The organism is Carboxylicivirga sediminis (genome assembly GCF_018156225.1).
In the GTDB taxonomy this organism is placed as follows: domain Bacteria; phylum Bacteroidota; class Bacteroidia; order Bacteroidales; family Marinilabiliaceae; genus Carboxylicivirga; species Carboxylicivirga sediminis.
The window spans coordinates 161,161-179,394 of record NZ_JAGTAR010000004.1 but is presented as its reverse complement, the minus strand read 5'-3'; the positions used below and the strand labels follow the sequence as shown (position 1 = coordinate 179,394).

The window sequence follows — 18,234 nt, the reverse complement described above, 5'->3', positions numbered from 1 at the left end:
GCAGTCTGCGTTGATTAACTATATCAAAACGATGCAAATAGTTCGATCCTTACTCATCCTGATACTGGCAACACTGATATTGCCACAAATCCATGCACAAATAAGCTCCAATGCCTTTTACTCCGAGCCAACACAATATGGCGGTGGAGTAGAGGAAGATCCCATCTTCTTTTATCAGGACATTAATGTGGCTACACTGACTGCTCCTCCAGGCATCAACTACCAATGGTACCAGTATTCAACCAATTCAGGGTCGTTTGAGATAATGCCCGGTTCAACCGGTAGCATGCTTAATTCAATAGGGGAAAATGGCTATCGGGTAGAGGTGGAAGACGCCAGTGGCAACAGAACCAACCACTACTGCTGGAATTTTGTGCCTGATGCTCAGATTGACTCTGTGGGTATACCTTTTGCTTCATGTGATAATTTGCGCCTCACTACTTTTACCCAAAACAAAACACTGACTTACTTCAAACACAAAAGCGACAACAATTCACTCACCGTTGATTATGGCTACGAGTGGAGCTCTGCTCCTTCTGGTCCTGTTTCGGGTAGTAGCGACTACACCGCATTTATTGATGCACCAACAGAAGATACAGAATACTCAGTTGTGGTGGGTGGTAAGTTTGCACCTGACATAGCTCCGGCGGAAGCCAGCAAATCCTATTCGGCTATTGCCGTGGAAGCCAAATATACTTTTGAAACAGAAGGCACAGCGGATAACGAGGCCACTGAAGGCTCGGCCCCGATGGTGGTTCGCTTTACCGATGAATCATTAGGTAAGGTTACGGATTGGGAATGGACATTTGGCGATGCAGGTAAAGATTTTGTAGCGAATCCGATCTTTACTTTCCAGAAGTTTGCAGAGAATGGCTACCCGGTGGTATTAATCGTCAGAAACCTCGATGCAGGATGTGAAAGTGAAACCGAACCTGAGGTATTCACAGTTAGCGAGATGGTAGTTAAAGTGCCCAATGCCTTTACACCATTTAGCACTCCGGGCGACAATGATGAGTTCAGGGTACTATTCCGTTCGGTGAATAAATTCACCATGGTTATCTATAATCGATGGGGGCGTAAGGTTTTTCACACGAGCAATCCGGAAGTGGGATGGAACGGGCGCATCGGCAATCGTAAAGCGGAGCCTGGCGTCTATTTCTATAAAATAGAAGCCGAGGGCTTTAATCCAAAAGAAAAAGCAGAACTGGAAGGCCTAGTTCATCTAATTGTTAATTAAGGCTATACCAAAGCATAAAAAAAGGAGGGCCTTCACCCTCCTTTTCTTTTATAATATGCATCTTAATCATCTTTCTCTTCAGCTTCAAAGGCCTTAATCAGTTCCACCTGAATTTCTGGTGGCACCTTGTCGTACTGAGCAAATGACATGGTATAAAAAGCACGTCCACCTGTGATACTGCTCAATGAGGTTGAGTACTTATTCATTTCCTTCAAAGGCACCTTAGCCTTAATAACCTCAAATCCCTTTTCACTGGACATACCTTCAATCATGGCCCGACGTCCTTGTAAATCACTCATCACATCTCCCATTCTATCACTAGGCACTTTCACTTCCACATTATAAATTGGCTCCAGAATTTTTGGACCGGCATTCTTAAATGCTTCACTAAAAGCATGTCGACCAGCTAACTTGAACGATATTTCATTAGAGTCAACCTGGTGCATCTTACCATCATACACCCAAACCCGAATATCACGAGCATACGAACCTGTCAATGGACCTTCTTCCATTTTTTCCATAATCCCTTTCAGGATAGCAGGCATAAAACGGGCATCAATGGCACCACCAACAATACAGTTATTGTACACCAACTTACCTCCCCAAGGCAGCTTATGTTCTTCCGTGCCCTTCACATTTAATTTAAGCTCATGCCCATCAATTTTCATGGATGATGGTGTTGGCATATCCTCGTAATAAGGTTCAATTATCATGTGTACTTCACCAAACTGACCTGAACCACCAGACTGCTTCTTGTGACGATAATCGGCTTTGGCCACTTTTGTAATCGTCTCGCGGTAAGGGATACGTGGTGAAAGGAATTCAATTTCTATCTTATCATTGTTCTCAATGCGCCATTTCATGGTATTCAGGTGGAACTCACCCATACCAAACACAATAATCTGCTTCAGCTCTTTTGAATACTCAACACTTAAGGTTGGATCCTCTTCGTGCATACGCTGTAGCACTTCACCTAATTTCTCATCATCGCTTTCATTAACTGCTTTAATGGCTGTTCTGTATTTTGGATTAGGATATTTGATGGCATCAAAAATAAAGTCTGTTCCTTTACTATTTAAAGTATGGTTGGTATGCGTTTCTTTAAGCTTTACAGTAACACCAATATCACCAGCCACCAGTTTTTCAACTTTATGGCGGTTATTACCGGCCATGCAGTACAACTGTGCGATGCGCTCTTTGGCATTGCGGTTGGCATTGATCAGATCCATGCCTTCTTCTACCTGGCCAGACATGACCTTGAAGTAAGATACTTCACCAAGGTGCGGCTCAATACTTGTTTTAAACACAAATAAAGATGTTGGCCCATTAACATCATAAGGCACCTCTGTACCATCATTAGTTACCGGCACAGGCATTTCTGATACATTTGGCACCACATTACCTAAAAATTCCATTAAACGGCGTCCGCCCATATCTTTCTTGGCAGACACGCAAAAAACAGGAAACATATCTCTGGCAATTAAACCCTTATGGATACCCTGTCGCATCTGGTCCTCATTTAATGTCCCTTCTTCAAAATAAAGTTCCATCAATGATTCGTCATTTTCAGCAGCTGCCTCAACCAATGTATTATGCAGCTCATCAGCCATCGCCTTCTGATCTGCAGGAATATCAAGTATCTCAGGCTCGCCTCCGTCGGGACCCCATTGGTACATCTTCATTTTTAACACATCCACAACGGCATTAAAATCAGCTCCTACACTAACCGGGTATTGCACTACCACCACCTTATTGCCAAACACCTCTTTGGCCTGTTCAATGGTTTGCTCATAGTTGGCTTTTTCGTGATCTAACTGGTTAACCACGAAAATAACCGGTTTCTTATGGTCATCTGTGTACCTGAAAAGATTCTCGGTACCAACTTCAACACCCTGCGTTGAATTCAAAACCATAAGCGCTGTATCTGTCACATTAAGGGAAGTAATGGCACCACCAATAAAGTCATCGGAACCCGGACAGTCGATAATATTAAATTTACGTCCTAGATATTCGGTAAATAGTACAGACGAAAAAACCGAGTAACCATATTCATGTTCCACTCGGTTATAATCTGATACTGTATTATTGCTTTCAACGTCACCACGACGCTTAATGACCCCGCCTTCGAATAACATTGCTTCAGCGAGGGTGGTTTTACCAGAGCCGCTACCACCAAGTAGCGCCAGATTTTTTATTTGATCAGCTTGGTATACTTTCATAAAGCTTAATTTAAGAGTTTGTAAATATTTTAGGTAAATTATGGGTATCCGTAAAATTAGTAATATTTAGATAACATACAAGCTTCTTGAAAGCAAAGTACCTTCCCAATATCAACATTTTAGCACCTTTTAATTGTGCGATTTTCCGATGTCTTTTTCTTTATTTAATTACTTTAATAAACCCTATCTCCAATTGATTCAGTTGAAATTGAAAGTTAATCTCCGTAATTTGACCTCTCACTTGTTAACACTCGCACAATGGTTTTAGAAGGAGAAGCTCAAAAACTAAAATTGATCATCGAAGAAGATGACAGAGTATACCAGCGACCTTTATATGAAGCCGTTGTATTTGCTGCCAAAAAATACAAAATGGCTGGTATTACTGTATATAAAGGCATGCTCTCGTATGGTGCTGATAGTATTTTAAATAACAGCAAGGTCTTTTCATTAACAACTAACCATCCTATTGTAATAGAGCTCATTGATCGCATTGAGCGCATCAACAGCTTTGCCGAAATAGCCACCAAGCTGCTGGAAAAAGCCAATTGCGGAGGCATCATCTTCACTGAAGCCGTTGATGTTGTCTTATACAAAAGCAGTAAAAGCAGCCATTCTGAGCTTAAAAACAAATGATTTTATGCTATAATTTTGCCTGATTAGAATATACCCACACTCACCTCCTAAAGTTTGCGCAAAGCTGCTTTCTTAATTATATTTGGCGCTGACTTTAATTAAGACAATGATTAAACAAGGCATTTCACTCCTACTATTTATAATGGCGGCATTAACGTTGAGCTTTGGACAACGTGTTCCGTCACAACAACCAAAACTGGTTGTATTTATTCTGATTGATCAATTAAGTACTGAACAAATTGTGGCGTTTAGAGACCAGTTCTCTGACAATGGCTTTAACAGGTTGATTAACGGAGGGGCATTTTTCAGAAACGCCACCTACCAGTCGGCCACCAACTATTATGGGGCCAAATTGGCCACCCTGGCCACCGGTTGCAACCCTTCTACACATGGAATAGTATCAGACTGGTGGTACGATTATATCAGAAACAAAGAAGTAAACGCCCTTTACGGTGATATAACAAACGCTAATGATCAATCCATAAGTTATCCATCAACAGAAAGACTTTTAACTTCAACTATTACCGATGAATTAAAGTATATAAACAATGGCACCTCAAGGGTGACTGCCATAGGTATTAATCCCAATTATTTGGTTTGGAATGGCGGGCATACGCCAGATCACATTTACCAGATAGATAATAAAACGGGCAATTTTATATCGATCACCACAGCCGACACCACGCAAGCAGTACCCGAATGGGTCACTGATTTTAATAACATGAAGCTGTTAGACACCTACAGTAATCGCGAATGGGGGCCACTTAAAAACCTCAACCAGTACCATCAGATGAAGTACTTCAGAGAAGAACGCGAGCATGCTTCATCATTCTTATACTCACTAACCAAACAAGCTGGTGAAGGTGCGTACCTGCCTGTTATTCACTCGCCTTTTGGCAATAAACTAATTCGCGATTTTACTGTCTCGCAGATTATTAATGAAAATTATGGCAAAGGTTCCGTAACCGATGTTATTGTATTGCAATTCACAGCTAAATCAGTGCATGGAAATCCCGATGGCGGCTTTGATGCCGAGACACAGGATATGTTGCTGCGGCTCGATTTGGAAATAGCTGATATATTAAAAACAATTGACAAAGAAGTCGGTCTTGAAAAAGCACTTATCACATTAAGCTCAGTTTCTACACCAACCCGCCCGGCAGTAGAAAATACCAAAGGCGATGTGCCGACTGGTATATTTAGCGGCCAAAAGGCTGCTTCTCTGGCCAATCTGTTTTTGATGGCTAAATATGGACAAGGGAAATGGATAATGACTTATAATGATGGCCAGATTTTTTTAAACCACGCATTGATTGCAGAGCGAAAGATCGATCTTAACAAAGTAAAGGAGGAAGCAGCTAGCTTCATCAGTGATATGGAAGGGGTTGCATATGCAATACCTATTTCTGAGCTTCGCTTCTCGGCTTCAGACATTGCCTCATTACGGAGCCTGAAACTTAATTATCATCCGGATCGTTCGGGTGATATAGCTATTAAAATCAATCCGGGCTGGTTTGAAGAGCTGCCGAATGGCCAGAAGATTGCCCGCAACTGGAATGGCTCGTACCATCCTTTGATCATGTATGGCTGGAAAATTAATCCGCAAAATGTCTACCAAACAACTCCGATGACCCATTTTGCACCAACCATCTGTTCCTTCCTGCAGATACCATTTCCCAATGGCTGTGAAGGCGAACCATTACCCGGACTTATCTATTAAACCGCTCAACTACTTCATGAAAATCATTTAGTAACGACAAGTCCTGCTCAAGCACGTTGCCCACCACCACCAGGTCGGCTCCAGCTTCATAGGCTCTTAATAAATCATCAACACTTCGAATACCGCCGCCAATCATTAGCGGAACATCAACAGCTGCCTGCACCGCTCTTATCATTGCTTGTGATATGGGCTGCAAAGCACCGCTGCCTGCGTCCATATAAATCATTTTCATACCCAGGTATTGGCCTGCAAGCGCAGTTGCAACAGCAATATCCAATTTCTCAGAAGGGATGGGCAATGTTTGACTGATGTATTGAACTGAGGTATTGGAGTCTCCGTCAATTAACATATAACCTGTAGGAATTGCCTCAATATCATTTGCTTTAATATGCGGAGCAGCTGCCACATGATGACTTATCAGAAACTCGGGGTTACGGCCTGAAATTAATGACAAAAACAGCACTGCATCCACTTCACGGCACAACTGAATGGATGAACCAGGATAAAGCACCATCGGCTGACTGACATGCTTCTTCAATTCTCTGACGAACCTGCTCGTATCATTACTAATAAGACTACCTCCCACAAGCAGCAAATCGGGCTTTGATGAAGTTAAAACCTCATTTAGCTCTGCCATCTTATCGAAGGAAAATTTATCAGGATCGATTAGAAATGCCAACTGTTTCTTTCCTTTATGGTATTGTTCTTCTATCTGTTTATAAACCATTTTATTCGTCATTAACAATAGACCAATGTATAAGCTTCATTTGCAAGATACGTCAGTTGCAGTTTACTAAGGGTGTTCTGATTTACAAAATCGCACAACAAATCACCTTCGGTGCTTAACTGAAACGGATGTATCTTGAATTGCTCTTTAAATATTACTCCATAAACATTGTAATACTTATAAAGGGCCTCCTTGGCTGACCACAATAAAGTCAGGTAATTTAACTTCTTTTTATTTTCGATATAACTTGCTTCATCGGGATGAACAAACCGGCTGGCGACCTTTTCAACTCTTGCCTGGCACTTTTCAATATCAATGGCTGTTGGCTGATCTGACATACTCACTGCTGCGAAACCATCGGTATGCGAAATACTGATATATGATGAACCATTAGCCAAGGTTGGCTTTCCGTTTTCCACATAAATCAGCTCAGGATAAAAGCCTAATATTTCTTTCAGTAACAAGCGCGATGCCAACCACTCCTGCTTCCGTTTGTCAAGTCTAAAAGCGTTTACAACTGCTTCATCTTTTGCTGAAACGCCTAATAAATGCTTTAACTGCCCAACACTCTCCTCAATCTTCCATACCGCCACCTTATGGTGCGCTGATATATCTATTCGTTTATCAAAAGGCATCAGTTATCTGTTAGTCCATTCAAGCGTTTCCATAAGACGAATGACATCCTCTTCAACAAAACCAATCACTGGAGCCAGGCTATCCTGATTAGGTTTGGCATTAAAATATAATGAGCCCCGAATAAAATGACGTAAGCTGTCAGTGGCAAAAAACTGAAGTGGTGAGGCCGCATTCCCTTTAATCTCATAAAGAATGCCCATCACCTGCTTTTGCTCATTGTAAAACATGCGTTCGTTAATCGCATCAGCCTTAATCGTATGCTTATAAGCTAACTTACGGCTATCTTCCAACAGGTCATTAAAGTTATCATTAACTGCCTTATAACTGATATGAATCTGGCCATTCATCTCCGGAAAAACAATATTCAACCAGTATGCCTCAGCGTTAACACTGGTATCGGGCATAGCTTTGGCATAAGAAGGATATTCAAACTGATAAGGAAATGGCTGGTCAAATGCCTGGTAGTCCTTTTCGGGCAAAACAATTCTGAAATAGCCCCTTGGCTTGGGCGTAGTTTTCTGGCGGCAGGCACTTGCCACAAACATTACAACCAATAACATTAACCCCAGCCTCATAATAACTCTTAGCATACCTACTTCTTTATTTCGAACTTCACTTTTTTTATCCGCCTGTTATCGGCTGCTACAATCGTAAAAACACAGTCACCATGCTTGATAACATCATTCTTTTGAGGAATTTGTCCTTTTAGCTCAAGAATTAATCCGGCCAATGTTTCGGCTTCGCCCCTCACTTTGGCGAATAGTTCTTCGTCCGTCTCGGTGATTTTATGGAAATCATTTAATAGCACCTTCGCCTCAAATACGATTGAGCCATCTGGCATCCTAGTGAAATATTCTTCATCATCGTCCAGTTCATCACTAATATCGCCAACAATTTCTTCTAATATATCTTCCAAAGTGACAATTCCCATAGTGCCTCCATACTCGTCAACAACAATGGCCATATGAATTTTTTGCGCCTGAAACTCTTCCAGTAAATCATTAATCATTTTTGTTTCAGGCACATAATACGCCTTTCTTATGAGGGATTGCCATTCAAATTCAGGCCCTTCATCAAGGTGTGCCAATAAATCTTTCACATACAGGATGCCTTTCACATTATCCGGTGTTTCTTCAAAAACCGGAATACGTGAGTAGCCTGAATCAATGATAACCTGCAGCACCTTGTTATAGTTGCTCTTTATCTCCACATCAATCACATCAACGCGTGCGGTCATAATTTCTGACACATCAATATTCCCAAACTTGACAATCCCTTCGAGAATATCTTTCTCTTCTGAAATATCACTCCCCGTCAATTCCAAAGCTTGTGAAATGTCATCCATAGACAGGCTGCCTACTTTTTTAGCAATCCGGCGATTGACAATACTGGTGGACTGCGTCAACACAATACTCAATGGTTTCAGAATGCGGGTTAACACCATCAGCGGATAAGCCATAAAACCAGCAAATTTCCGCGGGTATTGCGAAGCATAAACTTTAGGCAAAATCTCACCAAAGAACAGGATGATGCCGGTTATAAAGATGACCTCAAAAACAAATTTGATAATTGTGTCTTCGCCAAAATCGACAATAGTTGCTGCCACAAAAGATGTGAGAATAACAATGGCTACATTGACGAAATTATTGCTGATTAAGATAGTTGCCAGAAGTGTTTCCTTATTCTTAAGGTGACTGAGCACCAGCTTGTTTTTTTTACTCTGGTTTTCCTTTAAGGACTTTAAATCACTGGGCTCTAGAGAAAAATAGGCCACTTCAGAACCTGAGATTAATGCTGACAACAGCAAAAGGCACAAATTGATAATAATAGCGAAAAGCGTGCCTATTGTAAAAGGTAAAAAATCCAGCCCCGAAGAGCTGGAGGAGATTATTGTACTAATACTATCGGTTTCCAAACAAGTACTTTTAAGTTAAAGAAATTAGAATGGTAAATCATCAGTTTCGTCATTACCTAAAAAAGTATCTTCCTGGGCTGGCGTATTCATTGGTGCACTCGGCTGGGTAGGCTGAGATGACGATGCCATACCACCACCCTGCTCGCCTGTAGCCGGATTATCGGATTTTCGTCCAAGAAGCTGCAAATTATCGGCATAGATTTCCGTAACATAACGTTTGTTGCCATCTTTATCGTCGTATGAACGCGTCCTGATCTTACCCTCAATAAACAACTGCGTTCCCTTCTTCACAAAGTTCTCAACCACTTTTGCCAAACCTCTCCATGCTACTATGTTATGCCATTCAGTTCTGTCAGGCACAGTCTGTCCATCTCTACCTGTATAGCCACGTTCTGTTGTTGCCAACGAGAAATTTGCAACTGCAACATCATTATCCAGATATCGAACTTCCGGGTCTTTACCTACATTACCAACTAAAATTACTTTATTAACCGACATGGTTTTACTGTTTAGGTTTAAATAATTTTAAAAATACAAAACTTTAAAGTTAAAACAAAAGTAGATTAATCCTGCCTAACTCGGATTCTTTCATCAAGAAAATTAGCGACCAATTGTGAAAAGGGATAGTTCATAATTTCGTTTAAGCCGACCAGAACATAATCACCCTCGAGACCATTTACAACTGAATTATCTGCAAAGTAAAAGGAGGCGTTAATCACCTGGTGGCTCAAAATATGCTTCTTTTGAGCAATTAACACCACCTCTGTTCCCAACTCACCAGACAAATCTTCAGATCTAACTTCATGTTCAGTCTCCTTCAGCGGCAATTGATAAAGGTTCTTCCAAATATCATTTCCCGAACGCTTTTCCAGGTAAACAGCTCCTTCATTTTCTATAAGAAAGTAGTTGAAATAGCGCGGACGCTGTTTAAGTTTCTTCGACTTAGCAGGCAACTCGGGCACTGTTCTTTGACTAAAGGCTATGCAGTCATTATTAAAAATGCACTCGTTACACATGGGGTTGGCAGGCTTACACACTAATGCACCATACTCAATCATGGCCTGGTTATGATCGCCAGGCTCATTCTTATTCAATAAAACTTCTGCCATTAAGGCAAATTCCTTCTTTCCTTCGGTAGTATCAATGGGAGTGTGTATTCCTTTAAGTCGCGAAATAAACCGATACACATTTCCATCAATGGCCGCTCGTGGTTCGCCAAAACAAAAGGAACTGATAGCAGCCGCTGTATAAGGCCCAATTCCTTTTAGCTTGAGAATATCCTTGTAGGTTGATGGAAAGATCCCATTTAGTTCAGTTCTAATAGAACGCGCAGTCGCGTGCAGATTTCTTGCTCGTGAATAATATCCCAACCCTTGCCACAACTTCAACACTTTTTCCTCTGAAGCCTTAGCTAAACTGTGCACATCCGGGAACTCCTGAACAAATCGCTCATAGTACGCAAGACCTTGCACAACCTGGGTTTGCTGCAGTATAATCTCTGATAGCCATACTTTATATGGATCATTAACTGAGCGCCATGGGAGCGACCTTTTATTAACATGATACCATTGTAGCAATTTTATTCCGAAATCCGTCATTATTAAAATTTTAAGCAAAAATAATGCATTTGTTTTTTTTTATTGAGATTTCATTTATCTTTGCAATCTGAATTTTAGAAAACGACTGTAAATAATTGATAATTAAATAATTTTAAGAAAAAATGACAAAGGCTGATATCGTAAACGAAATTTCAAAAAATACTGGAATTGAAAAAGTTACAGTTCAGAAGACTGTTGAGGCTTTTATGGATACTATCAAAGGTTCTTTGGTTAAAGGTAAGAACGTATATTTAAGAGGTTTCGGTTCTTTCGTAGTGAAAGAGCGCGCTGAAAAAACAGCTCGTAACATCTCTAAGAATACTACTATTATTATTCCAGCCCACTTCATTCCTTCGTTCAAGCCTTCTAAGAGCTTTGTAACAAAAGTTAAGAATAACGTAAAGAAATAATTATAACCATTTAAAACGTTGAGCCATGCCAAGTGGAAAAAAGAGAAAAAGACATAAGATGGCTACGCACAAGCGTAAGAAAAGATTAAGAAAAAATCGTCATAAGAAGAAGAAGTAATCTTCTTTACGTCTTAAAATTTTTACAAACAGAAAGTGTAACACTTTCTGTTTGTTGTTTGTATTTATATACAACGATCTTTGAAATAAAATTGCGATCATATAGTGAATGCAGAACTGTTTGTAGATGTCACTCCTGATCATCTTTCATTAGCATTAATGGAAGATAAGCGCTTAGTTGAACTCCGTAAGGAGACCAGCAATGTTCAATTTGCGGTTGGCGATATTTACTTGGGCAAAGTCAAAAAAATTATGCCCGGACTAAATGCCGCCTTTATTGATGTAGGTTACGAGAAAGATGCTTTTTTACATTATCTAGATCTTGGACCACAATTTCGTTCCCTACAGAAATTCCTGAACATAACACAAGCGAAGAAAGGAGTAGTGTCATTGCACAAGCTTAAACCGGAACCCGATATTAACAAAAACGGGACCATTCCGGAAGTTCTTACAGCAGGGCAACATGTATTGGTTCAGGTAGCCAAAGAACCTATCTCAACCAAAGGCCCTCGGTTAACATCAGAACTTTCAATAGCAGGAAGAAACATTGTACTATTACCCTTCTCCGATAAAGTATCGGTTAGTCAGAAATTATCTTCATCAGAAGAAAAAGCACGACTTAAACGACTTTTAACGAGTATCAAACCTAAAAACTACGGCGTCATTATCAGAACCGTAGCAGAAGGCAAGCAAGCAGCAGAGTTAGACAAAGAGTTAAAAATGCTTGTTAAACGCTGGGAAGAACACACATCGCGCATTAAAGATGTGAAAGCTCCTGGTTTGGTAATGGGTGAAATAGGACGTACTTCTGCTTTATTAAGAGACATATTGAATCCGTCATTCAACTCAATCTATGTAAATGACGAAGAAGTATGTAAGGAAATTAAGGAGTATGTGGGACTTATAGCCCCCGACCGACAAAAGATTGTAAAACACTACAAAGGTGCAGCTGGTATTTTTGATCAGTTCATGGTGAACCGTCAAATTAAAGCGCTCTTCGGCAAAACCGTTTCATTTAAAAGCGGTGCCTACCTAATCATAGAGCATACCGAAGCCCTTCATGTTATTGATGTTAACAGTGGTAATCGTTCAAAATCGGCTTCTAATCAGGAAAACAATGCTTTAGAAGTAAACCTGGCTGCTGCAGATGAAATAGCCAGACAATTACGATTACGCGATATGGGAGGCATCATTGTTGTCGACTTCATTGATATGCAAAACAATGAGAATCGCCAAAAGGTATTCGAAAAAATGAAACAGGCTATGGCGTCTGATCGAACCAAACACAACATCTTACCTTTAAGTAAGTTTGGTTTGATGCAAATCACCCGCCAACGCGTAAGACCTGAGATGCATATTAAAACAGCCGAAGGATGCCCTACCTGCCACGGAACCGGAAAAATTGCTCCGGCACTTTTCTGGCCCGAAAAGATTGAAACTGCTGTAAAACAAGCTGTGCAAGGCTTGAAAATGAAAAAATTGATCCTGAATGTACACCCAATGGTGCATGCTTACCTGAAGAAAGGTTTTCCTTCCATTAGTCTTAAATGGAAGTTCAAATATACGCATGGACTTAAAATTGTACCTTCCGACTCACTAGGAATCCTAGAATTCAAGATATTAGATAATGATAAACAAGAGGTTGACCTGTCTTAGGTCAGCCTTTTTTTGTTTCAGTGATATAAGTCATGTCGGATTATCGAACATGCTGTCACCCCCTTTCACACTTTAGGTGTCTTTATTGCAAGTAACACATTTGTCAAATACCCTTTTGCCTGCTTATGCTAGCAGAGTGCGCAAAATCATACTCTTTGAGGCCATATTAACGTTTCTATAACAAGTTTACATAGGCTTCAAAAGGCTCAAATGTTGTAACTTTGTACACATGTACAGATTTAGATAGTTGGCTTAAATATTGCTGTATCAAGGCCGGTTTATGATGGAGTCATCCAATATAATTCAAAGGCCTATTAACAAAAGTCCACTATCAGACAAATTGAAATTTGCAGACGATCTGATTAGACATTTTGAAACAATTAAAAAGCGTGTGAAACGAACAGGGAACGCATCAAAATGCTATATGCATTGAATGCAACTCCTGAGAGTTCCATGTGGCACATAAAATGAAAATTTTACACACATGAAAAGAACATTAGCAGCACTAACACTTCTGGTGGCCATTTTTACAGGTGCACATGCCCAGATGGATATGGAGCAACACATTACCTGGAAATTCTCAACCAATAACCTGGAAGACGGAAAGGTTGAAATTATTTGTGAAGCAAGCATCGATGACGGATGGCATGTTTACTCTTCAGAATTGCCCGAAAATACAGCTGTCCCAACTAGTATTGAAGTTGAAGAAAGCGAAGCATACTCCATCCTTGACGGGATAACTGAAGAGCCAAAACCTACTGCGCATTTTGACGAAACATTTGGTGCCGAACTAAAATGGTTTGATAAGAAAGTGACTTTCAAGAAAGTAGTTCAATTAAAGCAGGAAGGTGACGTTATCATCAAAGGTTATATTGAATCAATGATTTGCAATGACGAAACCTGCATGCCTCCTGAAATGGTGGACTTCGAGTTAACTGTAAACACTGCTGCACCTATAGCTGAACAAGTAACAGATAGCAAAAGTGCGGACGAAAGTGAAGAAGAGGAGTCATACTGGGGTATTTTCTTCCTCGCCTTTGGTGGTGGCTTGGCAGCTTTGCTTACCCCTTGTGTATTCCCGATGATTCCGATGACTGTAAGCTTCTTTACAAAGACAAGTGCCACAAAGGCAGCAGGTATAAGAAATGGAATATTGTATGGACTGTCCATCATCGTGATATATCTTCTACTAGGTGTTGTCGTTTCATTTTTCTTTGGCGCCAGTGCACTTAACCAATTATCAACAAATGTTTGGTTTAATCTTTTCTTCTTTCTGTTGCTCGTTGTGTTTGCAGCCTCCTTTTTTGGTGCATTCGAAATAGTCATGCCTAGTTCATGGGTTAACTTTACTACAAAAAATGAAGATAAGGGTGGCTTTCTAGGCATATTTTTCATGGCTTTCACACTGGCTTTAGTATCATTTAGCTGTACAGGTCCAATTGTTGGAGCATTACTTGTTAATGCAGCAAGAGGAGGCTTAGTAGGTCCAATCGTTGGCATGCTCGGGTTCTCATCAGCCTTAGCACTGCCATTTGCCTTTTTCGCGGCCTTCCCGGGCTACCTTAATTCATTACCAAAATCAGGTGGCTGGCTTAACTCAGTTAAAGTTATCCTCGGTTTTCTGGAACTGGCGTTTGCCTTCAAATTCTTATCTATTGCCGATATGACAATGGGCTGGCACATTCTCGAAAGGGAAGTATTTATAGCTATCTGGATCGCCATTTTTGGCGCAATGGGCTTTTATTTGCTTGGAAAACTGCGCCTGCCACACGACTCGCCAATGGAATACATCCCTGTATCAAGGTTCTTAATGGGATTATTAGTATTAAGCTTCACTATCTACATGATCCCAGGTCTTTGGGGAGCTCCGGTAAATCTAATCAGTGGCTTCCCTCCTCCAAAGAATTATGCAGAGTCTCCATTTGGAGTGGGCGACCAAACACCCGTACAGGGCATTGTTAGCAGCAACGATAATCATGGAGGCATGCCCGAAGGAATGCATTATGGACCTCAAGGTATACCTGCCTTTAAGGATTACGATTTGGCCTTAGCCTATTCGAAGAAAGTTAACAAACCATTGCTATTGGATTTCACAGGATTAGGATGTACCAATTGCCGTAAGATGGAGGATAAGGTATGGTCTAACGAGTCCATCAAAGCTATGCTGGCTAATGATTATATATTGGTATCACTCTATGTTGATGACCGTAAGAAACTTGATGAACCCTATGTATCTGAAATTACCGGTAAGAAAATCAGAACCGTTGGACAAAAATGGGCTGAATTTCAGATGGAGCGCTACCAGCAACAAGGTCAGCCATACTATGTAATAATTGATGAAGACGAAAAGACATTGAATACTCCGGTGGCTTACGACCCGGATATCAAAAAGTATAAAAACTGGCTGTTAGATGGCTTAGAACAATACAAAAGCAGGTAATTAATCATACCGCATATATCGGATAAAGCCCTTCCATTTTCGGAAGGGCTTTTCTTTTGACAGATAATTACTGGCGTTAATGGACAAAATAAAACGATTAGTAAAAATCTTATTCCCAGCTCTTTTTATAAATAGCTAAATAACATAGCTTTAACTGATTATTGGCATTAAACCAAACCGTATGGACAAGATATTAATAAATATATTGATCTTTGCACTGCTACCAATCTGGTTAGCAGCACAGAACAACCCTGGACAACTTTCAGAAGAGCAGATATATCGCAAAGGGAACAAATACAATACCTGGTCGGTATCAGTTGGCGCAGGCCCCCTAATCTACTACGTTGATGTGATTGACTACACCGCTTTCCCTAACAGCAACTGGAAATTTGCGCCAACCATCATGGTCAGCAAGCAGTTCAACCGTCCATGGGGTATTGATTTACAATGGCTAATGGCTGATATGTACGGTCAAAAGAACGGTCGTTACTTTGAAGGTGATCTATATGACGTTTCACTTAATGGAACGCTGAATATTAATCAGCTGGCCATATTTGGACCCATTAGCGACAAATGGAACATATATGCAAAACTTGGTATTGGATTGACTTATTTCCGGAGCAGACAGCATTCTTTATCGGATAACCGCGTACTTATTGTCTCCGACGTATACGAAGGCACTGCGGGTTACCCAACACCACATGGCTGGCTGCCCACCGACTACCTGGTGATGGGCTACGAAAGAAGAGGGGAAGGTGCTCCTGACAAGCAAACCAGTCGGCAAAATGAGGTAGTGATACCATTTGGTGTTGGTGTAAAATACCGAATCAGCAAGAGCTTTGATGTAGGTACTGAAATTCTGATGCGACAGATGAGTGCTGACAATCTGGATGTAAACCTGACTGGTGCAGACAATGACAGCTATATGCTGGCTTCCGTTAATCTTACCTATAAGCTGGGCAAGAAGAACAAACGCCATGCAGCATGGACCTATAAAGATTTTAATATCAACTACAAGCGCCAGCGTGATAATGATCCTATGGCTCAAAAGCTTGATTCTCTGAAGAAGCAAATAGAATACATGTCGATGCTTGACTCGGTTAAATCTGACACGAGCACAATCATCACCGAATCTGTTGAGTATAAAGAAAGCGTATCAGCTTCTATCTTCTTTGATTTTGACAAGTCAGACATTACAGAGGAAGCCCACATGTCGCTTGCTAAGGTAGCCTACGTCATGAATCAGGATAAATCATTACGTGTAAAGATTGTTGGTTATTGTGATGAGAGAGGTTCATACGAATACAATGTAAAGCTGAGTCAACGTCGTTGTAATGCCACTTTAAGAACGCTGGTCAATGACTATAACATCGATCCTAATCGCTTTGAAATAGACTATAAAGGAGAAGCAGAACTGCTGTCAGACACACAGAAACTGGCACCAAGAGGCCTTCACCTGGTGAATCGACGAGTTGATTTATTTGTGATCATTGAATAAACATGATGAGATTTACATCCATATACTTTATCTGTTTGTGCCTATTAGCTTTTTGTGCATCAAGCGTACATGCACAGTTCTCAACTGATCATAGGCAGCTGGAAGAGCACATGCGCTATTCAAGAGATAAGTCTTTCAATACCTGGTCAATAGCCATCGGTTATGGGCCACTTGTGATGCAAAACGATTTAACATCGTATGCTATTCTCCCTGATAGGCACTGGAATTTTGGGCCAATGGTTAAATTATCCAAGCAAATTCACCCTGCCTGGGCAGTTGACTTTCAGGTTTTGAACAGTGATTTCCGCTCTGGTAACGACCAGTTTTATAGCGCTGGAAACTTATTTGATTACTCCATTAACGCAGTTACATATATTAATCAGTGGTTTGCCTACCCCGGGCCAATGCGCGATAAATGGAACTTATACCTGAGCATTGGTGTAGGATTGACATCTTATCGTACACGTGTGCATTACACAGCCACTGATTCAGTTGTTCATTATCGCGACTGGGCACCGCAAAATGCCGGAGCAGGCTACCTGGTTTTGGGCTATGATGCTGATGATCCCTATAAAAAAACAGCCCGCGTTAATGAATTGGTGGTGCCCTTAAGCATTGGGCTCCAATACCGCATCAACCGAAGCTTTGACATTGGATTGGAAACATCCATGCGCTGGTCAATAGAAGATAAACTTGATAATGTGTTGCTGGGAGCCGATAATGATAAGTATTGGTACACCAATATTCATTTGGCATACAAAATTGGTAAAAAAGATAAGCGTCACTCCAGGTGGACACATCGCGGCTATGGCTTTAATGTGTTTGATAAACCCAAAAAAGATCCTTTGGCCGACGAAGTAGCATTACTTGAAGAAGAATTAAAGCAATTTGAATCGAAAAAAATAATTAAAATTGATACAGTTACTATTAAGCATCATGCGTTGCGTATTTATGGCAGTAACAACATGGTATCCGTTTATTTTGATTCGTCTGACAGTAAGCTCGACACCAAAGATCAGGTAGATTTAGCCACCATTGGCCTATATATGGTGAAAAATCCCGGCTCAACAGTAGATATCTATGGCTACAATGACAGTAGGGACAATGCACTTGAAAACCTTGACATCAGTAAGCGACGCTGCGAGCAGGTACTTTCCTATTTTGTCGACGATTTAGGGTTAGAAAAGGAACGCTTCAGGCTCTACCCCAAGGGAGATGATGATTTGCTTTTACCAAAAGATACCAGTAAAAGAAGCGCCATTAGGGTAATTAACCGAAGAGCTGATGTGGTAGTATTTAAGCCATAACTGAACCTTTTGATGCTCCTTATGTTTACCTTTAGCTACCAGAAGTAGATTGAATTGCACGACAATTAACAATCTGGTAAAACACGATTAATCCAATCTGTATTAATCGTGTTTACATTGC

The 18,234-nt window shown here is 40.7% G+C and carries 15 protein-coding genes; 8 read left to right on the top strand and 7 right to left on the bottom strand.

Features of this window, described 5'->3' with window-relative positions; genetic code table 11:
* Positions 1-31: 31 nt before the first annotated feature.
* On the top strand, positions 32-1,237 hold the full coding sequence (locus KDU71_RS04585; RefSeq protein WP_212188732.1) for a T9SS type B sorting domain-containing protein: 1,206 nt from the start codon (positions 32-34) through the stop codon (positions 1,235-1,237).
* A 62-nt stretch (positions 1,238-1,299) separates the two neighbouring features.
* Here KDU71_RS04585 and KDU71_RS04580 read toward each other — a convergent pair whose 3' ends face one another.
* Complete coding sequence (locus tag KDU71_RS04580; RefSeq protein ID WP_212188731.1) at positions 1,300-3,456, bottom strand: elongation factor G; 2,157 nt, start codon at positions 3,454-3,456, stop codon at positions 1,300-1,302.
* A 258-nt stretch (positions 3,457-3,714) separates the two neighbouring features.
* Here KDU71_RS04580 and KDU71_RS04575 point away from each other — a divergent pair, with 258 nt between their 5' ends.
* Entirely contained in the window at positions 3,715-4,089 is a 375-nt protein-coding gene (locus tag KDU71_RS04575) for a DUF190 domain-containing protein (RefSeq protein WP_212188730.1), read from the top strand.
* Positions 4,090-4,195: 106 nt separating this feature from the next.
* A complete protein-coding gene (locus tag KDU71_RS04570; RefSeq protein WP_212188729.1) occupies positions 4,196-5,809 on the top strand; it encodes an alkaline phosphatase family protein in 1,614 nt (537 codons plus the stop codon).
* Here the strand turns inward: KDU71_RS04570 and KDU71_RS04565 are convergent.
* The 6 genes from KDU71_RS04565 to mutY form a co-directional block, all read right to left on the bottom strand.
* Positions 5,799-6,536 (bottom strand): geranylgeranylglyceryl/heptaprenylglyceryl phosphate synthase, encoded by a 738-nt coding sequence (locus tag KDU71_RS04565; protein ID WP_212188728.1) that lies wholly within the window; start codon positions 6,534-6,536, stop codon positions 5,799-5,801. The genes KDU71_RS04570 and KDU71_RS04565 overlap by 11 nt on opposite strands.
* A gap of 11 nt (positions 6,537-6,547) precedes the next feature.
* Positions 6,548-7,171: a 4'-phosphopantetheinyl transferase family protein gene (locus KDU71_RS04560; RefSeq protein ID WP_212188727.1), complete on the bottom strand. Its 624-nt coding sequence runs from the start codon at positions 7,169-7,171 to the stop codon at positions 6,548-6,550.
* 3 nt (positions 7,172-7,174) lie between these two features.
* On the bottom strand, positions 7,175-7,762 hold the full coding sequence (gene gldD, locus KDU71_RS04555) for a gliding motility lipoprotein GldD (RefSeq protein ID WP_212188726.1): 588 nt from the start codon (positions 7,760-7,762) through the stop codon (positions 7,175-7,177).
* Positions 7,763-7,764: 2 nt separating this feature from the next.
* The gene (gene gldE, locus KDU71_RS04550) at positions 7,765-9,087 is read right to left on the bottom strand and encodes a gliding motility-associated protein GldE (protein WP_212188725.1); all 1,323 of its coding nucleotides are present in this window, start codon (positions 9,085-9,087) and stop codon (positions 7,765-7,767) included.
* 24 nt (positions 9,088-9,111) lie between these two features.
* On the bottom strand, positions 9,112-9,585 hold the full coding sequence (locus tag KDU71_RS04545; RefSeq protein WP_212188724.1) for a single-stranded DNA-binding protein: 474 nt from the start codon (positions 9,583-9,585) through the stop codon (positions 9,112-9,114).
* 65 nt (positions 9,586-9,650) lie between these two features.
* Positions 9,651-10,685, bottom strand: a complete 1,035-nt coding sequence (gene mutY / locus KDU71_RS04540; protein ID WP_212188723.1) for an A/G-specific adenine glycosylase — start codon at positions 10,683-10,685, stop codon at positions 9,651-9,653.
* A 122-nt stretch (positions 10,686-10,807) separates the two neighbouring features.
* Between mutY and KDU71_RS04535 the strand changes: the two genes are divergently transcribed.
* The 5 genes from KDU71_RS04535 to KDU71_RS04515 all read left to right on the top strand — a co-directional run bounded on the left by KDU71_RS04535 (position 10,808) and on the right by KDU71_RS04515 (position 18,113).
* Positions 10,808-11,095 carry an HU family DNA-binding protein gene (locus KDU71_RS04535; protein WP_212188722.1) on the top strand — a complete coding sequence of 96 codons (288 nt, stop codon included), beginning with the start codon at positions 10,808-10,810 and terminating at the stop codon, positions 11,093-11,095.
* 222 nt (positions 11,096-11,317) lie between these two features.
* A complete protein-coding gene (locus KDU71_RS04530) occupies positions 11,318-12,868 on the top strand; it encodes an Rne/Rng family ribonuclease (protein ID WP_212188721.1) in 1,551 nt (516 codons plus the stop codon).
* A 484-nt stretch (positions 12,869-13,352) separates the two neighbouring features.
* Complete coding sequence (locus KDU71_RS04525) at positions 13,353-15,308, top strand: protein-disulfide reductase DsbD family protein (RefSeq protein WP_212188720.1); 1,956 nt, start codon at positions 13,353-13,355, stop codon at positions 15,306-15,308.
* 181 nt (positions 15,309-15,489) lie between these two features.
* The gene (locus KDU71_RS04520; RefSeq protein ID WP_212188719.1) at positions 15,490-16,806 is read left to right on the top strand and encodes an OmpA family protein; all 1,317 of its coding nucleotides are present in this window, start codon (positions 15,490-15,492) and stop codon (positions 16,804-16,806) included.
* Positions 16,807-16,808: 2 nt separating this feature from the next.
* Positions 16,809-18,113 carry an OmpA family protein gene (locus tag KDU71_RS04515; protein WP_212188718.1) on the top strand — a complete coding sequence of 435 codons (1,305 nt, stop codon included), beginning with the start codon at positions 16,809-16,811 and terminating at the stop codon, positions 18,111-18,113.
* The last annotated feature ends 121 nt before the right edge of the window (positions 18,114-18,234 follow it).

Coding starts and splice junctions, on each gene's coding strand:
- KDU71_RS04585 (WP_212188732.1), top strand. CDS start 32: ATGCAAATAGTTCGATCCTTACTCATCCTGATACTGGCAACACTGATA.
- KDU71_RS04580 (WP_212188731.1), bottom strand. CDS start 3,456: ATGAAAGTATACCAAGCTGATCAAATAAAAAATCTGGCGCTACTTGGT.
- KDU71_RS04575 (WP_212188730.1), top strand. CDS start 3,715: ATGGTTTTAGAAGGAGAAGCTCAAAAACTAAAATTGATCATCGAAGAA.
- KDU71_RS04570 (WP_212188729.1), top strand. CDS start 4,196: ATGATTAAACAAGGCATTTCACTCCTACTATTTATAATGGCGGCATTA.
- KDU71_RS04565 (WP_212188728.1), bottom strand. CDS start 6,536: ATGGTTTATAAACAGATAGAAGAACAATACCATAAAGGAAAGAAACAG.
- KDU71_RS04560 (WP_212188727.1), bottom strand. CDS start 7,171: ATGCCTTTTGATAAACGAATAGATATATCAGCGCACCATAAGGTGGCG.
- gldD (WP_212188726.1), bottom strand. CDS start 7,762: ATGCTAAGAGTTATTATGAGGCTGGGGTTAATGTTATTGGTTGTAATG.
- KDU71_RS04545 (WP_212188724.1), bottom strand. CDS start 9,585: ATGTCGGTTAATAAAGTAATTTTAGTTGGTAATGTAGGTAAAGACCCG.
- mutY (WP_212188723.1), bottom strand. CDS start 10,685: ATGACGGATTTCGGAATAAAATTGCTACAATGGTATCATGTTAATAAA.
- KDU71_RS04535 (WP_212188722.1), top strand. CDS start 10,808: ATGACAAAGGCTGATATCGTAAACGAAATTTCAAAAAATACTGGAATT.
- KDU71_RS04525 (WP_212188720.1), top strand. CDS start 13,353: ATGAAAAGAACATTAGCAGCACTAACACTTCTGGTGGCCATTTTTACA.
- KDU71_RS04520 (WP_212188719.1), top strand. CDS start 15,490: ATGGACAAGATATTAATAAATATATTGATCTTTGCACTGCTACCAATC.
- KDU71_RS04515 (WP_212188718.1), top strand. CDS start 16,809: ATGATGAGATTTACATCCATATACTTTATCTGTTTGTGCCTATTAGCT.